General features: G+C 76.0%; 14 protein-coding genes. 4 read left to right on the top strand and 10 right to left on the bottom strand.

The window, feature by feature from the left end; all coding sequences use genetic code 11:
- Positions 1–160: 160 nt before the first annotated feature.
- Together ACGFS9_RS11010 and ACGFS9_RS11005 are read right to left on the bottom strand one after the other, a co-directional pair.
- Complete coding sequence (locus tag ACGFS9_RS11010; protein ID WP_393252208.1) at positions 161–604, bottom strand: nitroreductase family deazaflavin-dependent oxidoreductase; 444 nt, start codon at positions 602–604, stop codon at positions 161–163.
- Positions 605–757: 153 nt separating this feature from the next.
- On the bottom strand, positions 758–1,387 hold the full coding sequence (locus ACGFS9_RS11005) for a LysE family transporter (RefSeq protein ID WP_393252207.1): 630 nt from the start codon (positions 1,385–1,387) through the stop codon (positions 758–760).
- A gap of 370 nt (positions 1,388–1,757) precedes the next feature.
- Between ACGFS9_RS11005 and ACGFS9_RS11000 the strand changes: the two genes are divergently transcribed.
- From ACGFS9_RS11000 to ACGFS9_RS10990, 3 genes are all read left to right on the top strand, one after another.
- Positions 1,758–2,999 (top strand): cytochrome P450, encoded by a 1,242-nt coding sequence (locus ACGFS9_RS11000; RefSeq protein WP_393252205.1) that lies wholly within the window; start codon positions 1,758–1,760, stop codon positions 2,997–2,999.
- 11 nt (positions 3,000–3,010) lie between these two features.
- A complete protein-coding gene (locus ACGFS9_RS10995; protein ID WP_393252203.1) occupies positions 3,011–3,211 on the top strand; it encodes a ferredoxin in 201 nt (66 codons plus the stop codon).
- Positions 3,212–3,706: 495 nt separating this feature from the next.
- Complete coding sequence (locus tag ACGFS9_RS10990) at positions 3,707–4,258, top strand: flavoprotein (RefSeq protein WP_393252201.1); 552 nt, start codon at positions 3,707–3,709, stop codon at positions 4,256–4,258.
- 3 nt (positions 4,259–4,261) lie between these two features.
- Here the strand turns inward: ACGFS9_RS10990 and ACGFS9_RS10985 are convergent, their stop codons facing one another.
- From ACGFS9_RS10985 to ACGFS9_RS10970, 4 genes are all read right to left on the bottom strand, one after another.
- Complete coding sequence (locus tag ACGFS9_RS10985) at positions 4,262–6,079, bottom strand: ArnT family glycosyltransferase (RefSeq protein ID WP_393252199.1); 1,818 nt, start codon at positions 6,077–6,079, stop codon at positions 4,262–4,264.
- An 89-nt stretch (positions 6,080–6,168) separates the two neighbouring features.
- On the bottom strand, positions 6,169–6,831 hold the full coding sequence (locus ACGFS9_RS10980) for an HdeD family acid-resistance protein (RefSeq protein WP_393252197.1): 663 nt from the start codon (positions 6,829–6,831) through the stop codon (positions 6,169–6,171).
- A 127-nt stretch (positions 6,832–6,958) separates the two neighbouring features.
- Positions 6,959–7,156 carry a hypothetical protein gene (locus ACGFS9_RS10975; RefSeq protein ID WP_393252195.1) on the bottom strand — a complete coding sequence of 66 codons (198 nt, stop codon included), beginning with the start codon at positions 7,154–7,156 and terminating at the stop codon, positions 6,959–6,961.
- A 156-nt stretch (positions 7,157–7,312) separates the two neighbouring features.
- Entirely contained in the window at positions 7,313–8,950 is a 1,638-nt protein-coding gene (locus tag ACGFS9_RS10970; RefSeq protein WP_393252194.1) for an MFS transporter, read from the bottom strand.
- A gap of 353 nt (positions 8,951–9,303) precedes the next feature.
- On the opposite strand from ACGFS9_RS10970, the gene ACGFS9_RS10965 reads away from it, so the two are divergent.
- Entirely contained in the window at positions 9,304–12,018 is a 2,715-nt protein-coding gene (locus ACGFS9_RS10965) for a LuxR C-terminal-related transcriptional regulator (protein ID WP_393252192.1), read from the top strand.
- 90 nt (positions 12,019–12,108) lie between these two features.
- Here ACGFS9_RS10965 and ACGFS9_RS10960 read toward each other — a convergent pair whose 3' ends face one another.
- The 4 genes from ACGFS9_RS10960 to ACGFS9_RS10945 form a co-directional block, all read right to left on the bottom strand.
- A complete protein-coding gene (locus ACGFS9_RS10960) occupies positions 12,109–13,014 on the bottom strand; it encodes an endo alpha-1,4 polygalactosaminidase (RefSeq protein ID WP_393252190.1) in 906 nt (301 codons plus the stop codon).
- 293 nt (positions 13,015–13,307) lie between these two features.
- The gene (locus ACGFS9_RS10955; protein WP_393252188.1) at positions 13,308–13,892 is read right to left on the bottom strand and encodes a universal stress protein; all 585 of its coding nucleotides are present in this window, start codon (positions 13,890–13,892) and stop codon (positions 13,308–13,310) included.
- Entirely contained in the window at positions 13,892–15,190 is a 1,299-nt protein-coding gene (locus ACGFS9_RS10950; protein WP_393252613.1) for an arsenic transporter, read from the bottom strand. Before ACGFS9_RS10950 ends, ACGFS9_RS10955 begins: the two co-directional genes overlap by 1 nt.
- A 162-nt stretch (positions 15,191–15,352) precedes the next feature.
- Positions 15,353–17,728 carry a SpoIIE family protein phosphatase gene (locus ACGFS9_RS10945; RefSeq protein WP_393252186.1) on the bottom strand — a complete coding sequence of 792 codons (2,376 nt, stop codon included), beginning with the start codon at positions 17,726–17,728 and terminating at the stop codon, positions 15,353–15,355.
- Positions 17,729–17,735 lie beyond the last annotated feature (7 nt).

Here is a 17,735-nt window from a genome sequence, read left to right as displayed (position 1 = left end):
GCTCCTCCACGCACGTCGCTTTCGCGGCCGTCTGCCGGCAGCCGCCCGAAACGGCGGTGTCCCGCGGGCCGGGCCGCCCGATCGGTGCGGGGCACGCGAGGCGCGCGCGTCGCCGGGGCGGCGCCCGACCGGCACCCGCCCCGGCGCCCGCCGGGGCGGATCAGTCGGTCGGGTCCAGGACGAAGACGGGGATCTCCCGGTCGGTCTTGCGCTGGTAGTCGGCGTACGCGGGGTACGCCGCCACCGCGCGCTCCCACCAGCGGGCCTTCTCCTCGCCGGTGATCTCCCGTGCCGTGTACTCCCTGCGGTTGGGGCCGTCCTGGAGCTCGACCCGCGGGTCGGACTGCACGTTGTGGTACCAGACGGGGTTCCTGGGCGCGCCGCCGAGTGAGGCGACCACCGCGTAGCGGCCGTCGTGCTCGACGCGCATCAACGGGGTCTTGCGGATCTTCCCGCTGCGCGCGCCACGCGTGGTCAGGATGACCACGGGAAGCCCGGTGTCCGCCAGCGTCGTCCCCTCCTTCCCGCCGGACCCCTCGTACAACTCCACCTGATCCCGGACCCACTGGGTCGGGCTGGGTTCGTACTCGCCTTCGAGTGGCATGACTTCCGTCCCATCGTCGCGTCGGACCGGTCCTGCGTCGGCACGCTTCAACACCCGAGCGGACGGGATTCTTCCGCACCGGTGGCCGGGCCGCACGGGCGGAGCGTGCGGACGGATGACGATCGCGACGCGCCCCGGCGGTGCGGGTGCCCGTCACGGCGCCACGAGCACCCGCACGGCCAGCAGCGTGATCACGCAGCTCGACACCAGCCCCGTCGCCAGCCGTCCCCGGTGGCCGGTCAGGGAACGGCCGAGCAGGGCTCCGCCCCCGGCGAGCAGCAGCTGCCAGCCGGCCGACGCGACGAACGCGGCGAGCACGAACACGCCCTGCTCCAGCGGCCGGACCGCCTCGGTGGAGCGGCTGCCGAGCACCAGCGCGACGAAGTACACGACCGTGGCCGGATTGAGCAGCGTGATCCCCAGCAGCGCCAGATACGCGCGGGAGGGGCGTGGCGGGTCCGGCAGTGGCCGCGCGGCGAGCCGGCGGTCGCGGTACTGCCGCACGGCCGCGACGGCCCCACGGGCCGCCAGCACGGCCAGGAGCAGCGCCGAGGTCCAGCGCAGCGGTGTCAGGAAGGGCTGGAGTGCGGCGGCGAGCGCCGCACCGCCGAGCACCGCCACGAGGGCGTACAGCCCGTCGGCCGTGGCGACGCCCAGGGCGGCGCAGGCGCCGGTCCGCGGCGACGTGCGCGCCGTGAGCGACACCAGGTAGGTCCCGACCGCGCCGACGGGCACCGCGATACCGAAGCCCGCGAGGAGCCCCGCGAGCAGTGCGGCCGTCACGGCGTGGGACGGCCGGGCCTCCGACGGCGGCCGCGCTGCCGCTGGACCCGCACCGGTACGACGGCGGCGGAGGTCGGCGGCGGGCACGCTTCGATCGTGGGCATGCGCCGATCGTCGGGGCACCGGATCCGCGCACGCAAACGATTTTCGGAAGGCCCCTCCGGGAGCCGATCAGGCCACCGGTGCGAAGCCGCCCGGCGGACGGGCGCCGCAACGGCGGGGGGACGGCGGGGGACGGCGGCGGGTCTCCCACCGCGCTTCGGCCAGATCGGGCGGACGGCGCATCTGGCCGAACTTCGCGTGGCCATATAGGTGCCTGGGGCATCTAATGAAGATCGGTAAAGAGGAACCATCGCTTGCGAGGTCACTCATGACAGACGCACCCCCGACGCACCGGCCCGCCACCCCCACCGCCCCGCCGTCGCCCGCCGAGCCGGTCGCCTTTCCGCAGCACCGGACGTGCCCCTACCACCCACCCGCCGGCTACCGGCCGCTGCGCGAGGACCGCCCGCTGTCCCGGGTCTCCCTCTTCGACGGCCGCACGGTGTGGGTGGTCACCGGTCACGGGACCGCCCGCGACCTGCTCACCGACCCGCGGCTGTCCTCGGACCGCACCCGGCCCGCGTTCCCCGCGACCACTGCGCGGCTGGCCGGGTCCTTTGACCGCCGGGTGGCGCTGCTCGGCGTCGACGACCCCGAGCACCACGCCCAGCGCCGCATGCTCGTACCGAGCTTCACGCTGCGGCGGACCGCGGCGCTGCGCCCGCGCATCCAGGAGACCGTGGACCGGCTGCTCGACCGGATGGACCGTCAGGGACCCCCGGCCGAGCTGGTGAACGACTTCGCCCTCCCGGTGCCGTCCACGGTCATCTGCGCGCTGCTCGGCGTCCCCTACGCCGACCACGACTTCTTCGAGGCGCAGTCCCGCCGGCTGCTGCGCGGCCCGGACGGCGCCGACGTCGACGACGCCCGCAGCCAACTGGACGACTACTTCGGCACGTTGATCGACCGCAAACGGTCCGACCCCGGCGACGGCCTGCTCGACGAACTCGTCCAGGACCGGATGCTGACGGGCGAGGTCGACCGCCAGGAGCTGATCCGGCTGGCGACCATCCTGCTGGTGGCCGGTCACGAGACCACGGCGAACATGATCTCGCTGGGTACGTTCACGCTGCTGAGGCACCCCCGTCAGCTCGACGAACTGCGGGCCGACCCGGGCCTGATGCCGTTCGCCGTCGAAGAGCTGCTGCGGTTCCTGTCCATCGCCGACGGACTGCTGCGCGTGGCCACCGAGGACATCGAGACGGCCGGCAGGACGATCCGCGCCGGCGACGGCGTGGTCTTCGCCACCTCCGTCGTCAACCGCGACGCGCGGACCTTCCCCGACCCCGACGCCCTGGACTGGCACCGGCCGGCCCGGCACCACGTCGCGTTCGGCTTCGGCATCCACCAGTGCCTCGGGCAGAACCTCGCCCGCGCGGAGATGGAGATCGCGCTGCTGTCCCTCTTCGAGCGCTTCCCCGGGCTGCGCCTGGCCGCGCCCGCGGACGCCGTCCCCTTCAAGCCCGGGGACACCATCCAGGGGATGCTCGAACTCCCCGTGACCTGGTGACGGAGGCCGCCGTGACGAGCGCCATCGCGATCGACAGGGATGTCTGCATCGGTGCGGGCCAGTGCGCCCTCACCGCGCCGCGGGTGTTCACCCAGGACGACGACGGATTCAGCGAGGTGCTGCCCGGCGGCACCGAGGCCGGGGACGATCCCCTGCTGCGGGAGGCGGCACGGGCCTGCCCGGTCGCCGCCATCACGGTCACGCCGAGCTGAGGTCCTCCCCGGCCGGGGGCGACCGGAGGAACCGGGAAACGGCGCCGCGCCCCTCCGGACCCGGACCGTCCGTCCCGCTCCCGCCGGCCCGCAGCCGCCGACCCGGGTCACGAGCCCACCGACCCGGGTCCCGTGGCCCGCCTGGGCCCGGTAATCCCCGGGCCCAGGCGGGCTCCACCCTGCCCGGGCTCCACCCTGCCCGGGCTCCACCCTGCCCGGGCTCCACCCTGCCCGGGCTCCACCCTGCCCGGGCTCCACCCTGCCCGGGCCCTCACCCCGCGCGGGCCCAGGCCCGTCAGGCCGGGGGCCTGCCCGGTCACCGGAAGGTGTGCCGCCCGGGCCGACGGTCCGGCGCCTGCCGGAGCGGCCCCGCCCGTCCCGTATCCCCGAGGGGGCGGACCCGCCGACCCGCGCACCGCGGAACGCGTGCCGCCGCCGCGCTCCGGCGGGCGGCCCCGCCCTCCTCGCCGCGGCGGGCACCCTTAGGGTTCCGGTGTGAGCGAACCGAGCGAGGCACCCTTCCTCTACGTCGTCGTCTGCGCGGCGGGCGTCGCCGAGGACGTCGGCACGCTGATCACCGCGGCGCGGCGGCGCAACTGGGAGGTGGGTGTCATCGCCACGCCCCAGAGCGTCGGCTTCTTCGACGTGGCGGCCGTCGAGGGGGCCACCGGCCGCCCCATCCGGTCGGCCTGGCGCCCGCCCGGCGATCCGCGCCCCTTCCCCGCGCCGGCCGCGGTGGCCGTCGCCCCGGCCACCTTCAACACCGTCAACAAGTGGGCGGCCGGCATAGCGGACACCCTCGCGCTCGGCACGCTGAACGAAGCCTGCGGACTCGGCGTCCCCGTCTCCGTGCTGCCCTGCGTGAACGAGGCGCTGGCGCGGCACCCCGCCTACCGGGCGAGCGTCGAGCGGCTCGGCGCGATGGGCGTGCGCTTCGGCGACCCGTACGCGGGGGACACCGGGCCCGACGGCGGACGGCGGGACTTCCGGTGGGAGCGGGCGCTGGATCTGCTGGCGGAACCCGGCCGTCAGGACGGCCGTCCCTGACGGTCAGGGCCTGCGGAACACGGTGATCGAGTGCCCCACGTCCTCGATCGGGCGACTCGTGGCGAGAAGGGCCCGCAGCCGGGCGTCGGCCTTGGCGATCGCGGTGTCCGAGACCGCCAGGAGGCCGTGCACCCGCTCCGGCGGCACCGTGCGCGGGTCGGCCGCGTCGATCCCGTAGGCCGAGGGCACCCCTGCGCCCTTGTACACGAGCCACACCCGGGTGTGCGGGTGCTCCCGGCGCAGCCGTTCGGCGAGGCGCCCGAGGTCCTGGCCCCAGTCGACGTTGGAGTCGTGCAGACGCAGCCGCGTCGCGGCCGGTCCGCCGAACGCCTCGTTGGCGTAGGGAAGGTAGTAGGGATACGTCCGCAGCGAGCTGACGGCGGCGAACAGCACGAGCGCCGCCGTCGCGGCCGTCGCCCACGGCCGGCGCACCACCACCGCGCACCCCGCCGCGACGGCGAGGAACACCGGCACGAACAGCGCGTAGCGCACCCCGAGGTCACGGGAACCGGTCATCGCCGCCGCCAGCAGGACCGCCGGCGGCATCAGCAGGTACCCGGCGGCGGGCCGCAGCCGCCGCACCGCCGCCGCCACGCCGGCGCCGGCCGTCCACAGGGCCGCCGCGCCGAGCGGCGTCTTCACCAGCAGCGCCGCGGGCAGGTAGTACCAGAGCGCTCCCCGGTACAGGCGGCCGAAGAGGAAACCCTGCCAGGCGGTGTCCTCGAAGCCGAACTGGACGAGCATGCCGTCCCGATAGGGCCGGGGGAGGGGCAGCAGGTCCACCAGCGCCGCCCGCACACCGGTCGGCACGGCAAGATCCGCGGGCGGGTCCCAGCGCAGCCGCGGGTCGACCGCGAGATAGACCGCCCACACCGTCGCGGTCGCGACCAAGGCCGTCCCGGCCGCTGCCGCCGCCCCCGCCCGGAACGGGCGCAGCCCGCTGCCGACCCGCGCCCACCGGCCGGCACGCGAGGGCCCCGGGCCCGCATCCGGTCCGGGCGCGGGCTCCCGTTCGCCGGCCGGGACCGGCGCCGGGGCGGCGGGCCCCCCGGACGGTGCCGCGGCCCGGGCCGCCCGGCCCGCGTGGCGCACGGAGACGGCCACCAGGAGCAGCAGCACCGGGACCGCGGGCAGGGTGCTCATCTTCGTGGCCACGGCCGCGCCGAGCGCCGCGCCGGCGAGCGGCACGTACAGGGCGGGCCGCCGCCGGGCGCGCCACGCCAGCCACACCGACGTCAGGACGAACCCGCACGCGGGGACGTCCAGCGTGGCCAGCGACCCGTGGGCGATCACGTCGGGGGAGAACGCGTACAGCGACAGCGCCACCAACCCGCCCCACCGGCCCGCGAGTTCACGCGCGAAAGCGAGGACCACCAGACCGAACAGCAACGTCAGGACGATCACCGGCAGACGGGCCCACAGCATCACCCGCCACGGATCGTTGCCCGACGCGTAGAGCAGGTGCCGCCCCAGTTCCGTCTGGTCGCCGGTGAACGCGGGGTCGAGGTGCGGGCGGGCGACCAGCAGTCCGGCGCCGATGACCAGTTTGCCGAGCGGCGGATGCTCCGGGTTGTAGCGCAGGCTGTGCTGCTGGACGTAGACCGTCGCGGTCCCGGCGTAGACGGGTTCGTCGATCGTCGGGGTCTGCTCGACGGCGGTGCTGACCATCGCGGCCGCCATCTGCGCGAGCAGGAGCAGCACGGCGGCCACGAACACCGCCCGCCGGTGGCGCGGCGCCGCGGTCCACCGCCGCGGCGCCGGGAGCGTGGCGCGGTCCGCCGGCACGCGGACGTCGTGCCCGATCGCGGGAAAGGTCGGCATGCCTCCTGATACGGGCGCGCGGCCCCCCTCCGCTCAAGGCCGGCCCCGATCGCGTCGTCCGCCGTCCCGGCGCCCGACCGCCGGGACGGTCAGAACGGGGAGTCCGGATCGCGGGGCGGGACCGCGAGCGCACGCCGGACGGCCGCACGCCAGGCGAAGGCGACGGCCAGCTCCACCAGGCCGATGAGGATCATCCACAGCCCCAGCAGCCGGGTCAGCGCACGCGCCGACTCCGTCGGCAGGGCGAGGACCACGACGCCCGCGATCACGCCGATCGCCGCCGCGCACAACACGAACCCCCGGTGCGGCAGATCCCGGGAGGCCAGCGCCGTGTACGCGGTCAGCACACCCGACACGAGCCACACGACCCCGACGATCAGCGACAGGGCCGCGATGGTCTGCATCGGGTTGCGCAGGCACAGCACCCCGGCCAGCACGTACAGCACCGCGATCAGCAGACCCGCCAGCCGGTCCCCCTGCTCCCGGTGACCGAACACCGACACGAAGCGGAAGCCGCCGATGACGAGCAGGTACAGACCGAGCAGGACGGCCAGGACGTGCAGGGTCTCCTCGGGCCAGACGAGGATCAGGACACCCGGGACGAGCGTCGCGAGCGCCGAGCCGAGCAGCCAGGTCCACGAGGCTCCCACCCCGGCGAGCAGATCCGCCGGATCGCCCGGAGGCGCCGGGGCCGTTCCACCGGGCCCGGACCCCGACCCGGGGTGCGGTGCCGAACCACGCGATGCGGTCATGGCTCCTCCTCACGCGGCCGGGCGGACCACCGCCGGACCGCCGACGGGACGGCGGGTGGATTCCCGCACTCCAGGCTGGCGTCCGCCGCCCGCCCGCGGGGTCACCCTCGGCGGGTGATCCTCCCCGCTACTCCGGCAGCCGGCGCATCTCCACCACGCGCAGCCCCAGCGACCGGCAGCGGGCCAGCAGCCCGTAGAGGTGGGCCTCGTCGACCACGGGGCCGAACAGCAGCGTCTGTCCGGACACGGCCACGTGCTCCATCTCCGGGAACGCCTCGGCGAGCGTCTCCGACAGATGTCCCTCGACACGGATCTCGTAGCGCATGGCATGCTCCCCGGCGAGCGGCCTGGGGCGAGCGAACGGCCCTTCGCCCCGATCATCGGGCACCGCGCGGCGCGCGGCCCTCACCCGCTTCAGGTGAAACACGCACCCGGCAGGTCCGCGAACCGCCCGGCATCCGGCCGTCCGGCGCCGGGGCGGTCACACCGGCCCGGGAGGGTCGGCCCGCCCGCCCGCGCGGGGCGGGCGGGCGGCGCCGTCCTCGCGGCGCGTGCGTCCCGTCGGAAGATTCCCCGTGACCAGGAAGCAGGCGAGGGTGACACCGCCCGCCGCGAGGACGGCCGCCTTCAGACCGCCCAGTTGCGCGGTCGCGTACGCGTCCGTGACGGCCGCCACCTCCGGCGGCGGCAGTCCGGCCTGCTCGGCTCCGGTGCGCACCTGGTCCGTGGAGACGAAGCTGACGCCCGCCTCCAGCGCGATCCCCGTCTGCTGCTTGGCCTCCTGGGAGAGGTCCGGGTTGTTCTCCACCTGGGTGGAGAAGGACTGGGCCAGCGCGCCGATCAGGATCGACCCGACGAGCGCGGTGCCGAGCGCGGACCCCAGGTTCTGGCCGGTGAACTGCAGGCCCCCCGCCTCGCCGCGCTCCTCCTCGCCGACGCTGGACTGCACCACGTTGCCCAACTGCGAGGCGAGCAGGCCCATGCCCACGCCGAGCAGCGCCATGGCCCCGGCGAACTGGGCGTCGTCGATCTCCGGCCGGATGGTGGCCAGCAGCCACACGATGGCCCCGATCAGTGTCGCGAGGGCGAGCCGCACCACCCGGCGCGGCCCCATCGCCCGGCCGAGCCGGGAGGCCACCACGGAGGCGGCCAGCATGGTGACGGAGACCGGCAGCAGCCGCACCCCGGTCTGGAACGCGTCGAAGCCCTGCACCACCTGGAGGTACAGCGGAATGGCGAAGAACAGCCCGAGCAGGATCAGGTTCTGGCCCACCAGCGTCAGCAGCCCCGACCGCAGGGGCGGTACCCGCAGCAGGGACAGGTGCACCAGGGGGTCGTCGCCCCGGGCCTCGCGGCGCCGCTCCCACCGGGCGAACAGGGCGAGGACCACGACGCCCGCGGCCACCACGAACAGGGTCGGGGCGAACCCGAGGACGGTGAACGGCGCGTTCCGCGGCTGCACCCACCCCCACGTACCGCTCTGGAGCACCCCGAGCACACCCAGCCCCAGGCCGGCCGCGGAGAGCACGACCCCCACCCCGTCCAGCCGCGGACGCGACCCGGACGGCTCGGACTCGGCGATCACCCGCCGGAACAAGAGCATCACGAGGACGACCACGACCTCCCCGACGAACACCAGCCGCCAGGTCAGATACGTCGTCACCCAGCCGCCCAGCAGCGGCCCGACCGCGATGCCGGCGCCGGCGAGTCCGCCGATGACGCCGTAGGCGACCGCCCGGTCCCGGCCGGTGTACGCCTCGGCCACGAGGGCCGCCATGGCCGGCAGCACCATCGCCGCGCCCAGCCCCTCGATCACCGACCAGCCGAGCGCGAGCACCCACAGCGTCGGCGCCGCGGCGGTCAGGGCCGAGCCGACGCCGTAGACGACGAGGCCGAGCAGGAACAGCCGCCGGCGGCCGATGATGTCCCCGAGCCGCCCGCCCGTCGTCATGAAGGCCGCCATGACCAGGGCGTACAGCGTGATGACGGCCTGGATGGCGGTCACCTCGGTGTCGAAGTCCTCGACCAGTCGGCTGATGGAGACGTTCATGACGGACGTGTCCAGGACCATCAGGAACTGCGCCGTCCCGAGCACCATCAGCGCGTGCCAGTGCCTCACCGGTCACCACCTCCGCGGGAACACGGGCGTCGTCGGCTCGCCGGACCCACCGGCTCCGGCACCCGCCCCGCACCCATGGCACCGGAGCCTGCCCGGGTGCGCCTCACCCGCCGCGGGCGACGCGCACCCGCGTTGCGGGTTCCGCCCGGGGGAGTGACGATCAGGGGACAGGACGGCTCCGGCGTGTGTGCCGAGGCGGTCCACCGGCTCCGGCGTCACCGACCCGACCGGACGGCTCCGGCGGCGCGGGCCCGCCGCGGACGGTGGGACCGGCGGGCCCGGTCGGCGCCGACGCCGCGCCGGACGGAGGGGGGACACCGCGCAGCAGCCGAGAGATCGCGGAGGCCGACCCCATGGCAGGGCTTCTGACACCGGGCGGCGAACCCCTGCTCGCCGCGCGGTTCGCCGTCCCGGACCTCACCGGCACCTTCGTCCGCAGACCGCGCCTGGTGGAGCGGCTGGCGACGGGCGTGCGCGGGCCGCTGACGCTCGTCAACGGGCCGGCGGGCGCGGGCAAGACCCTCCTGGCCGCCCACTGGTTCTCGACCGGGGGCCACCCCGGCGACGCGGCCTGGCTGACGGTCGAACAGGACGACGCGGGACCGGGCATCTTCTGGACGTACGTGCTGGAGTCGCTGCGGCGGCACGGCATCACCGTGCCGGACGCGGTGGGAGCCCCCTCCAGCCCGGGAGACGTGGACCACTCGCTGCTCACCCGGCTGGCCGCCTGGCTGAGCGAGCGCCCCGCGCCGGTGGTCCTCGTCCTCGACGACTTCGACCGCGCCGAGGACTCGCCGGCGGTGGCGGAGGAGGTCCAGTTCGTCCTGCGCCACGCGGGCGGCGGCCTGCGCCTGGTGCTCGTCGGCCGGACCGAGCCACAACTGCCGCTGCACCGCTACCGGGCGGCCGGCCGGGTCACCGAGGTGCGCGGCGCCGACCTGGCGTTCGCCGTGGACGAGACCGTCGACCTGCTGCGCCACCACGACCTGCGCCTGTCGCCCGACGCGACCCGGGCGCTCACCGAGGGGACGGGGGGGTGGGCGGCCGGCGTGCGGCTCTGCGTCCTGGCCGCCGCGGGCGCGGACGATCCCGACACCTTCGTCAAGGACTTCGAGGCCGGATCGAGCACGCTCGCCGACTTCCTGCTGGCCGAGGTCCTCGACGCGCAGCCGGCCGAGACCCAGGACCTGCTGCTGCGGACGAGCATCCTCGACCAGATTCATCCCGACCTCGCCGACGCCCTGACCGGGCGGGACGACGCGCGCGCCGTCCTGGCCGGCCTGCTGCACGCCAACGCCTTCGTCGAGGCGATCGGCCACGGCTGGTACCGGCTGCATCCCCTGTTCGCGGAGATCCTCCGCGTCCACCTGCGCGTCCGCAGCCCCGGGCTCGAACCCGAGCTGCGCCGGCACGCGGCGCGCTGGCTGAGCGACGCGGGACTCCTCGCCCAGGCGCTGCCGCACGCCGCGGCAGCAGGCGAGTGGGACCTCGCCACCGACCGGCTGATCGACGAACTGGCCGTCGGCCGGCTGCTGACGGGACTCGACGCCGAACGCCTGGACGGACTGTTCGCCCGCATGCCCCCGGCCGCCGCCGGGCCGGCCGCCTGCCTGGTGCGCGCCGCGCGCGACCTCGCGCGCCACGAGGTCGACCGCGGCCTCCGCCACCTCCACCGCGCGGCCCGCGGCCTCCCGGACGCAGCCGGGGGCGAGGCCGGGGAAGCGACCGGGGACGGGACCGGCGGCGCCGACCCGGCGGCCCTGCGGCTGAGCCATGCCCTGCTCCGGGTCCTCGCGGCCCGGCTGACGGGCTCCGCGGCCCTGGCGCGGTCGGCCGCCGAGGACATGCGGGACGCGGAACGGGCGCTGTCCCCCGACCGGTTGCGCCGCCACCCCGAACTCCGCGCGCTCATGCTCACCGACCTGGGATCGGCGGAGCTGTGGGCGGGACACTTCGCCGAGGCCACAGCGGCGCTGTCCGCCGCCGCGGCCACCGAGGAGGGGCCCGCCACCGCCTATCCGCGCCACGAGTCGCTCAGCCGGCTGGCCCTGATCGACTTCCTCCACGGCCGGCCCGGCCGCGCGGAGTCGCACGCGCGGGCCGCGGTCGCCGAGGCGGAGCGCTCCGGCCTGCCGCCGGGGGTGCGGACGGGGGTGGCCCAGCTCGTCCTCGCGGCGGTCGCCGTCGACCGCGACGACCTGGTGGCGGCGCGGACCCACCTGGACCAGGCCGCCGCCTGCTCCACCGCCTCTCGCGATCCCGTCGCGATCGCCGAACTCGCGCTCGTCCGGGCCCGGGCCCTGCTCGCCGGAGGGCGGCCGCGGGAGGCCGTACGCGTCCTGGAGGAGTGGGAGCGGCCCGACCGGGTCGAACCCTCGCCGTGGGCCGGTGAACGCGCCGCCCTGCTGCTGTCCGCCGCCCGTCTCGCCCTCGGCGACCCGCCCGCCGCGCTGGAGGCGCTCGGCGCCGGGCGGCTCGCGGGCGCCGCGGCGGTCGCGGAGGCGGGGGCGGAGGTCACCGCGGCGGCGGCCCGCGCGCGGCTCGCCGCCGGTGACGCGCCGGGAGCCCGCGCACTGCTCGACGCGCTGCCCGCCGAACGGCCGGACGGGCTCGGCACGGTGGTCCGCGTGCTGCTGGTCCGGGCGCAGGCCGCGGCCGCGCTGGGCGACGATCCGGCGGCCCAGCGCCTGGTGGCCCACGCCCTGCGCGCGGCCCGGCCCGAACACCTCAGGCGTCCGTTCGTCGAGGCCGGCGCCTGGTTGCCGGCGCTGGTCGGGCGCAGGCCCGTGCTGGCACAGGGCCACGCGTGGCTGCCGGTCGTGGCCGCGGCGGGACGGCCCCGGCCCGAGCCGCCGGGGCAGGCCGCCCCCGTCGTCGAGCCGCTCAGCGACCGCGAGCGGGAGGTCCTGGAGCGCCTGGCGCAGATGATGTCGCGCGACGAGATCGCCGCGGACCTGCACCTGTCGGTCAACACGGTGAAGACGCACCTGAAGAGCGTCTACCGCAAGCTCGCCGCGACCCGCCGGGGAGAGGCCGTACGACGCGCCCGCGACCTGCACCTGCTGTGAACCCCCGCCGTCGGCGGGCGGCCGGGTGCGGACCCTGCCGGCGGCGGCCCGGCCGGGTGCGGCGACGGACCGGACGGGCGGCCCGCCCGCTCAGCGCGTGCGGCGCACGTAGTGCGCGCTGCCGGGAGTCGAGACGAGCAGGTCCCGGCGCACGATGCTCAGCCGCCCGCCGTAGGCCGCCCGGGCCTTGCGCAGCCCGCTGTCGGTGTACTCCACGACCACCACCCGGTCGTGGAACGCCTTCGCGTACTCCCCGCACTCGTCGTACTCGCCGCACTCCTCCGCCACCGCGAAGTCGAGCCCGGCCCGGGACCTGACCGGGGCGAGCTCGACCGTGTTCTTCTGGCCGATCGCCAGGTGCCGGGCGTGCGCGTGGGCGGACAGCAGGGCGATGAACGCCGTCGCGTCGTCCGCGGTCAGCAGCTTCCCGGAGCGCGTGTAGCTGTCGTAGTTGTCCGGCTCGACGGCGTCGAAGCCCTTGTCCGCGCACGCGTCGATCCAGCGGTTGACGCGCGCCGCCACCCGGCGGCGCTTGTCCGGCGTGCCGATGTCCAGCAGTGCCTCGTTCCAGTCCTCGTCCACGACGACCCGGCCGTCCCCGTCGCGCAGCAGCAGGTCGGCCGGCCACTGCCGGCGTTCCTCCGGCTGCGCCTGGAAGGCGTTGACGTAGCAGATGTTGTACAGGCCGGGCGCTGGCGTGGAGGAACGGTCGCGGCTGACGATGCGGACCCCGGCCGCCGGGGTGTAGGCGCCGCCGATCTGGTAGTCGAAGCCGGCGTGCAGCGGCGGGAGTTCGACGCCGCCGGGAGCGGTGCCGGCGGCGCTCGGGGGCCGGGAGGCGCGGGAGGACTCCGCGGCCGAGGAACCGGGCGGGGAGGAGGGCGCCGGGGCGCCGGTGTCGTGGCCCGAGCCGCAGCCGGCGAGGACGAGGAGACCGGCCAGGGCCGCGGCGGCGGCCGGGAGTCCGGCCCGACGGGCCCGTGTGACGGGGGGCATGTCCGCTCCACCAATCGCGAGCACGTCCCCGCCTCGGACGCGGTGAGCGGTCCTGGCGACTCGGGCCGCGCGCGGAGCGGGTCCGCTGACGGCTGGGCGTACTTCTGCGTGCCGGGTCGCGCCACGGCACAGCAGGATCAAAGCGTGTGCGCCGCCGGTCCGTCAAGGCGCGTCCACCGGCCACGGAGTCGGCCTCCGGCCACGGCCCGCGGCCGTCGGCGCACGGAGGAACGCGATCCCGGCCGCCCCGCCGGACGGCGCGCGGGAGCGGCGGGCGGGGAGGACGGTGTCGCCTAGGGACCCGGCGGACCCGGCGGACCGGGCGGATGAGGGGGGCCGGGCGGACGCGGAGGTTTCCCGGGGTGCGGGGGATCCTCGGGGTGCGGCGGGTGCTCGGGCGGCGGCGGCATGGTCGTGACGCCGGGGGCGGGTTCCGGCCACACCAGCAGCACGGGGCAGGGGGCGTGGTCGACGACGAAGCGTCCGGCCGGCCCCAGGCTGTGCGGGCCGAGCCGGGCCCGGTCGCCGTCTCGGGCCATGACGAGCAGGTCGGCTCCCTCGGCCGCGGCGACCACCTCGCGCTCGGCCCGTCCGGCACGCTCCTCCCGCGTCGCGGGACCGCTCAGCCGCTCTGCCGCCGCGTCGAGGAGTTCCGCGCCGGACGCCGTTCCCAGCCGGTCCAGGGCGTCGCCCGGGTCCGGTTCCGACCGCGCGCGGCCCAGGAGGCCGGCGAAGGCGCCGTGCGCGAGCCCCGGTACTCCGGGCTCCGCGACGTGCAGCAGCACCACGTCGGCCGCCTCCGGGACGTGTGTGCGCACCGCGTCCACGCAGGCCCGCCACGTCCCCTCGACCAGCCAGACGACCACCCGCATGTTCATCAGCCTCCGATGACCTGGAGCGAGACCCACAGGGCCAGGACGGCCGGCACCAGCGCCGCGGGCACGGCGATCACGCCCAGCCGGGTGAACTCCTTCAGGTCGACGCCGTGTTCGTGCTGATGGACGATACGCCGCCACAGCAGCGTCGCCAGGGAACCCGCGTACGTCAGGTTGGGGCCGATGTTGACGCCGAGCAGGACGGCCAGCACCGCTCCCGCGCCCGAGTCGGCGGCCAGCGGCAGCAGCACGAGGACCGCGGGCAGGTTGTTGATCAGGTTGGCCAGGACGGCGGCCAGCGCGGCGATGCCCAGCAGGGCGGCCGGCGAGGAGCCGTCGGGCAGGAGCCGGCCGAGCGCGTCGGCCAGCCCGTTGTCGACCACCGCGCGGACGACGATGCCGAGCGCGAGCACGAACGCCAGGAACGCGGGCGCCGTGGCCCGCACCACGTCGGCCGCGGAGGTGCGGCGGCGCACCAGGGCGCGGCCCGCCAGCACCAGGGCCCCCGCCGTCGCGGACCAGGCGGGGTCGACACCGACCGCCGAGGCGACGACGAACCCGGCCAGGGTGCAGCCGACGGTCACGAGCGCGAACAGCGGCGGCGCGGCCGGCGTTCCGGCCGGCCCCGGTGAGGCGCCAGCCGCGAGGTCGCGGGCGAAGAAGCGCCGGAACACCAGGTACTCGGCGCCGATCGCCACCAGCCAGGGCAGCGCCATCAGCGCGGCGAACCGGGTGAAGCTCAGCCCGCTGGTGCTGAACGCGAGCAGGTTGGTGAGGTTGGAGACCGGCAGCAGCAGCGACGCGGTGTTCGACAGGTGCGTGCACGCGTACACGTGCGGTTTGGGCCGGGCCCCCATGCGGGCGGCGGTCGCGAACACGACGGGGGTCAGCAGCACGATGGTGGCGTCCAGACTGAGCACCGCCGTGATCGCCGACGCGAGGGCGAAGACGGCGGTCAGCAGCCGGCCGGGAGAGGCGCCCGCCCAGTGCGCCATCCACGCCCCGCAGGCCCGGAACAACCCCTCGTCGTCGCAGTACTTGGCCAGCACCAGCACCGCCGCCAGGAATCCGATCACGGGCCCCAGATGACCGGCCTCGGCCCGGGCGTGGTCCCAGGAGATGGCGCCGGTCGCCAGCACCAGGGCCGCGGCGGGCACGGCGACGACCGCCTCGGGCCAGCCGAAGGGCCGGATCACCGCGCACAGAAGGACGGCCACCAGCAGCACCACCGACAGCGTCTCGGCCAGCGGACCACCGAGAACGGAGGCGGCCGCCGCGGAGGGACGGGCGAGGGGACCCACGGCGAGCGGACCGGCCGCCGCGAGGCCGGACGCGCCGGTGCCGCCGGCGAACGGCGGTGCGGCGCTGAGCACGTACGGGCTGTCCAGGGTTCGGTCCTCCGGGCGGTGACGGTGGCGCGGCCCATCACACCAGATGGTGCACCGGTACCCGCCCGGCGCCCCTCACTCCTCGCCGGGCAGGGACAACTCCGCCCAGATGGTCTTGCCCTCGGGAGTGTGGCGGCTTCCCCAGCGCTGGGTCAGCTGGGCGACGAGCAGCAGCCCGCGTCCTCCCTCGTCGGAGATCTGCGCGCGGCGCAGGTGCGGTGCCGTGTGGCTGGTGTCCGACACCTCGCAGATCAGGGTCGTCTCGTCGTGGATGAGCCGCAGCCGGATGGGCGGCTCGCCGTAGCGGATGGCGTTCGTGACGAGTTCGCTCACCACCAGCTCGGCCGTGAACGTGGCCTCCGTCAGCCCCCAGCCCTCCAGCCGGTCGGCGACCTGCTTGCGCACCGGCGCGACGCGTGCGGGGTCGGCGCCGACCTCCCAGGTCGCGACGTTCGACGCGGCGAGCCCGTGGGTGCGGGCGAGCAGCAGCGCGACGTCGTCGGGCGCTCCGCCCGCCGGCAGCAGTGCCCGCAGGATCGCGTGGGCCGCCCCTTCGAGGGACTGCGCGGACTCCGTCAGCGCCCCGCACAGCAGCCGGTGGCTCGCCTCGGAGTCCCGCTCGCGGCTCTCCAGGAGACCGTCGGTGTACAGGGCGAGCACCGTGCCCTCGGCCAGTTCCAGCTCGACCGACTCGAACGGCAGCCCGCCCAGCCCCAGCGCCGGACCCGGCGGCATCTCGATCTGCCGGGGCGGTCCGTCCGGCGGCACGACGACGGGCGGCGGGTGGCCGGCGCGGGCGAGCGTGCAGCGCCGCGAGACCGGGTCGTACACCGCGTACAGGCAGGTGGCGCCGACCTCGCCGGTGGTGCCCTCGGCGCCCGCCTCGCTGGAGAGCCGGACGACGAGGTCGTCGAGGTGGGTGAGCAGCTCGTCCGGTGCCAGGTCGATGTCCGCGAGGGTGCGCACCGCGGTGCGCAGCCGGCCCATGGTCGCCGACGCCTGGATGCCCTGGCCGATGACGTCGCCCACGACCATGGCGACGCGCATCCCGGACAGCGGGATGACGTCGAACCAGTCGCCGCCGATCCCGGCGCGCGCCGCCGGCAGGTAGCGGGAGGCCGCCTCCAGGGCGGCCGTGCGGGGCAGCGACTGGGGCAGCAGGCTCCGTTGCAGCGCCAGCGCGGTGTCCCGTTCCCGGGAGAAGCGGCGCGCGTTGTCGATGCAGACGGCGGCCCGGGCCGTGACCTCCTCGGCGAGCAGGACGTCGTCGGAGGTGTACGCCTCGGGCCGCCTGAACCGGCTCAGCACGGCGACGCCGAGGGTCTGCCCGCGCGCCGCGATGGGCACCGACAGCACGGCGTGCACGCCGCACTCGGCGACGCGTTTGCGGCGCCGCTCGTCCCAGGCGAGCCACTGCTCCACGCTGCCCTCGGCGTTCGGCGCGACGAGCGGGCGCCCCGCGACGAGGGAGTCGGCCTGCGGGGACGACGCCGGGTAGACGTCCACCGCGCCGACCGCGACGACCGCCTCGGGGCTTCCCTCGTTCACCGACCGGTGGGCCGCGCGGCGCAGCGTCACGGGGGCGGTCGGCCGTTCGGAGCGGTACTCGCCGTCGCGGTCGGGCGGGTCCAGCAGGTCGACGCTCACGAAGTCGGCGAGCGCCGGAACGCAGACGTCGGCCAGTTCCTGAGCCGTCCGGGTGACGTCCAGGGTGGTGCCGATGCGGACGCTCGCCTCGTTGACCAGCCGGAGCCGCTCGCGGGCGCGGAACTGCTCGGTGAAGTCGTGGACGGTCACGCACACCCCGTGCACGCTCCCCGCCGTGTCGCGCAGCGGGGCGATGCGGGCGAGCCAGGCGTGCGCGCGCTCCTCGCCGCCGGCGCGGGCGTACGTCTCGACGTCCCGGCCGCGGCCGGAGGCGAGGACCTCGGCCATCTCGCGCTCCATCTCGCCGCTGGCCGGTCTGCCGCCGATCTCGGAGACCCGCAGACCGCGAATGCGGTGTTCGGGAAGTCCGATCACCCGGGACATCGCGTCGTTGATCCCGTGCAGCCGCAGCCGGGCGTCGTAGACGGCCGTGGCGCAGGGGGACTGGGCGAGCACCGCGCGGACCAGCGTCTCGTCCCGGACCGCGGGCCGCCGGCTGTCCAGCGGGGCGACGAGCAGCCAGTCGTCGCGGCCCTCGAGGTGGTGGGCGAGCAGCCACACGTCCAGACGGCGGCCGTCGCGGTGCCGCAGTGCGACCACGCCGTCCCAGCGGCGGTCGGCGCGTTCGGGCGCTCGGCCCTGGGCCTGCGGGGCCAGCAGCCCGGCGGCCGGGCGTCCCTCGACCTCGTCCGGCGCGTACCCCAGGAGCCGCCGGGCCCCTTCACTCCAGGCGACCAGGATGCCGTCGCCGTCGACGACCGCGCGTGCCGTGGCGGCATCGTCGAGAGGATGGACCGGGCTCATCGTCGCC

Origin of the sequence: Streptomyces sp. NPDC048566 (assembly GCF_043199735.1) — a bacterium.
Classification (GTDB): Bacteria; Actinomycetota; Actinomycetes; order Streptomycetales; family Streptomycetaceae; genus Streptomyces.
Note: the sequence above shows the minus strand (reverse complement) of the source record. Positions and strands in the feature narration are given on the sequence as shown.

Bases quoted from the DNA above. Each gene is read 5' to 3' on its own strand.
- ACGFS9_RS10955 (WP_393252188.1), bottom strand. From the start codon at position 13,892: ATGAACATGCGGGTGGTCGTCTGGCTGGTCGAGGGGACGTGGCGGGCC.
- ACGFS9_RS10960 (WP_393252190.1), bottom strand. From the start codon at position 13,014: ATGCCCCCCGTCACACGGGCCCGTCGGGCCGGACTCCCGGCCGCCGCC.
- ACGFS9_RS10985 (WP_393252199.1), bottom strand. From the start codon at position 6,079: ATGCCGACCTTTCCCGCGATCGGGCACGACGTCCGCGTGCCGGCGGAC.
- ACGFS9_RS10980 (WP_393252197.1), bottom strand. From the start codon at position 6,831: ATGACCGCATCGCGTGGTTCGGCACCGCACCCCGGGTCGGGGTCCGGG.
- ACGFS9_RS10945 (WP_393252186.1), bottom strand. From the start codon at position 17,728: ATGAGCCCGGTCCATCCTCTCGACGATGCCGCCACGGCACGCGCGGTC.
- ACGFS9_RS10975 (WP_393252195.1), bottom strand. From the start codon at position 7,156: ATGCGCTACGAGATCCGTGTCGAGGGACATCTGTCGGAGACGCTCGCC.
- ACGFS9_RS10965 (WP_393252192.1), top strand. From the start codon at position 9,304: ATGGCAGGGCTTCTGACACCGGGCGGCGAACCCCTGCTCGCCGCGCGG.
- ACGFS9_RS11010 (WP_393252208.1), bottom strand. From the start codon at position 604: ATGCCACTCGAAGGCGAGTACGAACCCAGCCCGACCCAGTGGGTCCGG.
- ACGFS9_RS11000 (WP_393252205.1), top strand. From the start codon at position 1,758: ATGACAGACGCACCCCCGACGCACCGGCCCGCCACCCCCACCGCCCCG.